We start from the raw sequence: 7,111 nt of genomic DNA, 5'->3' as shown, positions 1-7,111 counted from the left end.
GCACGCCTTGGGCACGGCACGCCTTGGGCACGGCACGCCTTGGGCACGGCACGCCCTTGGGCACGGCACGCCTTGGGCACGGCACGCCTTGGGCACGGCACGCCCTTGGGCACGGCACGCCTTGGGCACGGCACGCCTTGGGCACGGCACGCCTTGGGCACGGCACGCCGTGCCCCTACGTGAGGTTTTTGAATGAAGAATAAGCAGATGAATTTCGAACCGATCGCCATCGTCGGCCAGTCGTGCACGCTGCCCGGTGCGCTCTCCCCGGAGGCGTTATGGGACAACGTGCTGGCTGGCAAGAGCAGTATTTCAACCGTCCCGGCAGAACGCTGGGGGTTGCCGCAGGCCAGCGTGATGGGCAGTGTTGCGCAATCGGCGGATCGTACCTGGTCGGATGTCGGCGGCTACGTCAGTGGCTTTCAGTTCGACGCGACGGGGACGGCGATCCCGGCTGAGGAGTTGCAGGCGCTCGATCCATTGTTCCAACTGACCATTCACGGTGTTCGGCAGGCACTGCACAGTGCCGGGCTGGCCGGGCCGGAAAATACTTTAACCACCACCGGCCTCGTGCTCGGCAACCTTTCGTTCCCTTCGGCGGCGATGGCGCGCTTTGCCGAGAGCGTTTGGCTCGAAAAATCGCCCCGGCCGCATGCGAAGAACCGCTTCAATTCGGGCCTCCCCGCCCATCTGGCGGCGCGGGCGCTGGGCCTTGGCGGCGGTTCTTTTGCGCTCGACGCGGCGTGTGCTTCGTCGCTCTATGCGATCAAGCTGGCGTGTGATCGCTTGCACGACCGCAGCGCCGACGTGATGGTCGCCGGCGCGGTCAATCAGGCTGACGACCTGTTCATTCATGTCGGTTTCTGCGCGCTTTCCGCGCTCAGCAAGACCGGTCAGAGCCGGCCTTTCCACCGCGATGCCGACGGGCTGGTTCCGGCCGAGGGCGCCGGCTTTGTCGTGCTTGAACGGCTGTCGGACGCGATCAAGGCCGGGCGCAAGATACTCGGCGTGATTCGTGGCGTCGGCCTGTCGAACGACGGACGCGGGCGCGGTTTGCTTGCCCCGTCGGAAGAAGGGCAGGAGCGGGCGCTGCGCCTGGCTTACGAACAGGCCGGCTTGCAGCCCGCTGACATCGGCCTGCTTGAATGCCACGCCACCGGAACGCCGATCGGCGACGCAACGGAACTGCGCAGCATGTCGCGTGTTTTCGCCGGTTGCTCGGGCGTGCCGATTGGTTCGCTCAAGTCGAACCTCGGCCACCTGATCACTGCAGCGGGTGTAGCCGGGCTGATCAAGGTGATGGCCGCGATGAAACACGGCATGAAACCGCCGACGCTGAATATCGACCAACCGAATGACGCGCTGGCCGGTACGCCATTCCGCCTGCTGCGCGAGGCCGAAGCGTGGACCGGTCCGAAGCGCGCCGGGATCAGCGCCTTTGGCTTCGGTGGCAACAACGCGCACCTGATTGTCGAATCCCTTGAAGAAGCCCTGAATTCGGGCGTCGACGAGGTGTGCTCTTGTGCTGCAGCGCAGAGTTCATCCGACCTCATCGCCATTGTTGGCATCGGTGCACGTGTCGGTCGCGGCGACGATGCGGGCGACTTTGCTCATGATCTGCTCACCGGTAATGCCTCATCCGCTGCCCGGCAAACCATCGCAGTGGCACTCGAAGGCCTGCGTTTTCCACCCAACGATCTGCAGCAATCGCTGGCGCAGCAGACCATGGTGCTCGAAGCCGCACGTGAAGCCTCCCTTGGCATTACACTACCGCGTGACCGAACTTCGGTTCTCGTCGGCATGGGCTGCGACGCCGAGGTTGCGCGCTATGGCGCACGCTGGCGCCTGGCTAGCGAGGACACTGATCCGGCCTGGCTGGCGAGCGCCCGCGACGGTATCGTTCCGCTGCTTCAGTCGTCAGGCGTGGTCGGCACGATGCCGAACATCCCGGCCAACCGGATCAACAGCCAGCTCGATCTGGCCGGTCCGGCATTCACCGTCTCCGCCGAGGAAGCCTCGGGAATCACGGCGCTGCATCTGGCCGCGCGCGCATTGCGTGCCGGCGAGATTGATGCGGCGCTGGTCGGCGCGGTGGATCTCTCGCACGAACCCGTGCACCAGGCCGCGCTGGCTGCACTCGGTCGCAGCACGCCAGCGGGCGACGCCGCCGTGGTACTGATCCTCAAGCGCCTGGCCGATGCGCGCCGCGATGGCGACCCGATTTTCGCCACGCTCGATACCTCGGCCAGTCCGGCCAGTCTGAAGTTTGGCGACGCTGCGGGAAGCCTCGACCTGGCCGCAAGCTTCGGCAAATCACATGCTGCCAACGGGCTGCTGCATGTCGCGGCGGCCGCACTGGCGCTGCACTATGGCGCACGGCCACAGGCCGGCGCGGTGGCGACGCCGTGGTTTGGCGAGCGAGTCGCCGAAGTGTCGGTCTCGGTGCTCGAAGCCTCACCTGCCGTCGCACGTTTGAAGGGTGATGAAAACGCAGTCGCTTGGCTGGCCGATGCGCCGGCCCGGCTGCATGTTTTTTCCGGGGTAAATCAGGCAGCTGCGTTGGCCGCGCTGAGCGCCGGGCGCCAGTCGTCGGAAGGTCCGGCGCGCATCGTTCTGGTTGCCGCCAGTGCCGAGGAATTGAACACACGCAGCGAGCAGGCCCAACGCTGGCTGGCCGTCGGCGGGCCCATTCCCGAGGGAGTCGCTTTCAGCGAAGCGCCGATTGTCGGGCAGACCGCGTTTGTCTTTACTGGCGCAGCAGCGGCCTACCCCGGAATGGGGCGCGAGCTCGCGCTGGCCCTGCCGAAACAAGTCGCCGCCGTGGCCGCGCGCTGCTCGGAAATGAAAGCCGCAACCGACTGGATCTATGGGCCCGGCGATGGCAACCCGACGCACCCGCTCGATCAGTTGTGGGGCACCTCTTTCGTCTGCCAGTTGCACGCTGAAGTCACGCGGCAGTTGCTGGGTCTGACACCCGAAGCGACCATCGGTTATTCCTCCGGCGAGTCAAACGCGCTGTTTGCCATGGACGCGTGGAACGATCTGGGCGAGATGATGAAGGCCAGCCGTGAAGGCACTGCCTTTACCGAAGATCTGGTCGGCGCTTTTGCCGCGCCGCGTCGTGCATGGCAGCGCCTTGGTCTGCCGGGCGCAGCAACCGCTACCTGGGCGAGTTACGTGATTGCTGCGCCGGTTGATGAGGTCAGGGCGGCGCTGGCCGGCGAGTCGCTGGCGCACCTGACGATCATCAACACCGCCGAGGATTGCGTCATCGGTGGCGAAGCAGCGGCCTGCGAACGCGTCGTAGCACGGCTTGGCAAGGAACGTACGCTACCGCTTGGTTACGACATGGCAGCGCATTGCCCCGAGGTCGAGGAAATCCGCGATGCGTGGTGGCAACTGCATCACCGCGCGGCAACCGAGGTGCCGGGCGTGCGCTTTTACACCAACGCTACCAATACCTGGTTCAAGCCGACCTCCGCAGCCGCCGCCGATGCGATCACCGGTCAGGCCGTCGATACGCTCGATTTCACACGTACCGTCGAGCAGGCATGGGCCGACGGCGTCCGTGTCTTCATCGAGCACGGGCCGCGTGGCTTGTGCAGCGGCTGGATACGCCGCATTCTTGGCGAGCGCGAACATCTGGCGGTGTCGCTCGATATTGCCGGGCGTTCTGGCGTGCGTCAGGTGTTCAATGCAGCGGCGTGGCTGGTTGCCGCTGGCGTCAAGGCTGATGTTGGCGCGCTCGAAGCCGAGATTGCACGGGCGGCGCCGCAAAAGCGCCCGCTCGGCGCGCTGCTGACGCTGGCGGCGCATGCGCCGACGCCGAAGGTTCCCCTGCCCCACCCCGTAGGGGCACGGCGCGCCGTGCCCCTGCTTGAAGGGGAAGGAGGCTTGCCTGTGGCAGCACGCATTCAGGATGGCCTGCTGACACCGCAAATGATGGCTCCCGCTCCCTATCTTGAACCTGTGCTGGAAGGCGCTGGCGTCCATAGTGCAGCGCCCGGAAGGGGGCACGGCACGCCGTGCCCCTACGAGGGTGCGGATGGGGCTATTCCTGCGGCGTTCACCGTAGCGCCACTTTTCCCGGCACCTTCCTTCCTTGCGCAACCCGTTGCGGCGCACCCTACACAGACACCTCTCATGAACAACAGCCTGTCTCGCTTCGTCGCACACCAGGCGCAGCTCGCCGCCGTCCATCAGGCGTACATCGCGCAGCAGGCGGCGGGGCATGAACGCTTCCTCGCGCTGCAACAGTCTGCCAAAAACGTTCTGCTGCAGGCCTTTGGCAGCGCTACGCAGGTAGGGGCACGGCGCGCCGTGCCCCTACGGGATGGGGCTATTCCTGTGGCGTTCACCGTAGCGCAACCGCCGCCGCTTGCCCTTGCCCGGGTGCTGCAGCCGGCGCCGGTCGCGGTTCAGCCAGTGATTCCACCCGCAATCCAAGCGGCCCCTGTTCCTCCGCTACCTCCTTTTGCCAGCAGTGCGACGAACCAGCCTGCAGCGCTCCCCGGACCGAAGTTCGACCGCGCGCAGCTTGAAGTGCTCGCCGGCGGGAAGATTTCCTCGGTGTTCGGCCCGTTGTTCGCCGCTCAGGACGGCTATGCGCGCCAGGTGCGCATGCCGGAGCCGCCGCTGCTGCTCGCCGACCGCGTAACCGGCATCGACGCCGTTGCCGGTTCGATGGGCAAGGGTACGCTGTGGACCGAAACCGACGTGCGCGCCGACAGCTGGTACCTCGATGACGAAGGCCGCATGCCGGCCGGCGTGATGATCGAGTCGGGTCAGGCCGACCTGCTGCTGATCAGCTGGCTCGGTATCGACTCGCTCAATCAGGGCGGGCGCGTCTATCGCCTGCTCGGCTGTGATCTGACTTACCGCGGCGGACTGCCGGTGCCCGGCGATACGCTGTGCTACGACATTCATGTCGACGGCCACGCGACGCAGGGAGAGGTTCGCCTGTTCTTCTTCCATTACGATTGTCAGGTACGCGGCAAACCGCGTCTGTCAGTGCGCAACGGCCAGGCCGGCTTCTTCACCGACGAGGAACTCGCCAATTCGGCCGGCGTGCTGTGGGACCCGGCAGAGGAAGTTCCTGCCGCAGCGCAGGTCGACGCGCCGGCAGTCACATGCACGAAAACGAAGTTCTCCTCGGCCGAACTGCTGGCCTTTGCCTCCGGTCGCCCGTACGAATGCTTCGGCGCCGGCTGGGAAACGACGCAGCCGCATGTGCGCTCGCCGCGCATCACCTCGGAGAAGATGCAGTTTCTGCACGAGGTTACCGAGTTCGATCCGCAGGGCGGCCCGTGGGGCCGTGGTTACCTGCGCGCCGAAACGCCGGTGACGCCGGACGACTGGTTCTTCAAGGGCCACTTCAAGAACGATCCGTGCATGCCCGGTACGCTGATGTTCGACGGTTGCCTGCAGGCGATGTCGATCTACCTGGCCGGCCTCGGTTTCACCATCGAGCGCGACGCCTGGCGTTTCGAGCCGGTGCCCGACACCAAGTACCCGATGCGCTGCCGCGGCCAGGTGACGCCGTCGAGCAAGCACCTGGTCTATGAAGTTTTCGTCTCGTCGGTTCAGGCCGGGCCGATCCCGACCGTGTTTGCCGATCTGCTGTGTACCGTCGATGGGCGCAAGGCGTTTCATGCCCGCGGCGTTGGCCTGCAACTGGTTCCCGATTGGCCATTGGAACATTGGCAGCATCTGGCACCGGCAGCCACGCTGTTGACCGGCCAGCCTGTACCGCTGCGCTCGCTGGCCGGGTTGGTCGATTACTGCGAGCCAAAACCGGCGGCGACGGTCGACGGATTTGCCTTCGACTATCATTCGCTGCTGGCTTGTGCATGGGGGCCGCCTTCGGCTGCCTTTGGTCCGTTCTATTCGCGTTTCGACGGCACACGCCGCGCTGCGCGTTTGCCGGGGCCGCCGTACCACTTCATGTCGCGCGTCACCGGACTTGATGGCCCGCTGGGCGGCATGAAGTCGGGAACAGCGGTCGAAGTCGAGTACGACGTTCCGGTTGAGCAGTGGTATTTCGAGCAGAACGGTAATCCGACGATGCCTTTCTGCGTCGTCATGGAAGCCGCGCTGCAACCCTGCGGCTGGCTGGCGTCCTACGTCGGCAGTGCGCTGACTTCCGAAACCGACATGCTGTTCAGAAATCTGGACGGTACTGGCACGCTGTTGCAGGAGGTTTTCCCGAGCAGCGGAATTTTCCGGACCAAGGTGAAAATGCTCTCCGTGTCGCAAAGCGCCGGCATGATCATCGAGAATTTCGAGGTTGAATGCTTTGTTGGCGATCAGCGCGTTTTCGAGATGAAGACGGTGTTCGGCTTCTTCCCCAAGGAAGCGTTCGAGAATCAGGTCGGACTGCCGGTGTCGCCGGAAGAACGGGCCTGGATGGAGGCGCCCGCCGAGCAGGTCATCGACCTCACTTCGCGCCCCGAGAAATACTGCGGCGGCGCACTGTGCCTGCCGGGGCCGATGCTGCTCATGCTTGACCGCGTTACCGGCTACTGGCCGGCAGGTGGGGCGAAGGGTCTGGGCGCCTTGCGCGGCGAGAAAACCGTCGATGTCGACGAGTGGTTCTTCAAGGCGCATTTCTTCCAGGATCCGGTGCAGCCGGGCTCGCTCGGCGTCGAGGCGCTGTGCCAGTTGCTGCAGTTCTACATGCTGGAAACCGGCATGGGCGAGGGTGTCACCAATCCGCGCTTCGAGCCGTTGATGCTCGGCAAGCCGGTGACCTGGAAGTACCGTGGGCAAGTAGTGCCTAAGAACAGGATGATCGGCAGCGAGTTGCAGATTACCGAGGTCGGCGAGGATGAATACGGCCGTTTTGCCATTGCCGAAGGCTGGCTGTGGGTCGATGGCAAGCGGATTTATTACACGAAGAATCTGGGCATGCGCATCGTTTCGGGTGAGCTCGCTGCCGGGCACGGCACGCCTGGGCACGGCACGCCTGGGCACGGCACGCTTGGGCACGGCACGCCTGGGCACGGCACGCCTGGGCACGGCACGCCTGGGCACGGCACGCTTGGGCACGGCACGCCTGGGCACGGCACGCCTGGGCACGGCACGCCTGGGCACGGCACGCTTGGGCACGGCA

Annotated in this window: 2 protein-coding genes; both read left to right on the top strand. The window is 65.4% G+C overall.

The genetic code is table 11. The features are described 5' to 3' along the window. Positions 1 to 203, top strand: a 203-nt coding sequence (locus ACOYNV_RS24475; RefSeq protein WP_422902426.1) for a hypothetical protein, incomplete at its 5' end; no start/stop codon positions are given. A 4-nt stretch (positions 204 to 207) separates the two neighbouring features. Beyond that, on the top strand, positions 208 to 7,111 hold a 6,904-nt coding region (locus tag ACOYNV_RS24470; protein ID WP_422902425.1), incomplete at its 3' end, for a beta-ketoacyl synthase N-terminal-like domain-containing protein.

This window comes from Propionivibrio sp., assembly GCF_049316945.1.
In the GTDB taxonomy this organism is placed as follows: domain Bacteria; phylum Pseudomonadota; class Gammaproteobacteria; order Burkholderiales; family Rhodocyclaceae; genus Propionivibrio.
The sequence above is the reverse complement of the archived record's forward strand: the minus strand, read 5'-3'. Positions and strand labels throughout refer to the sequence as shown.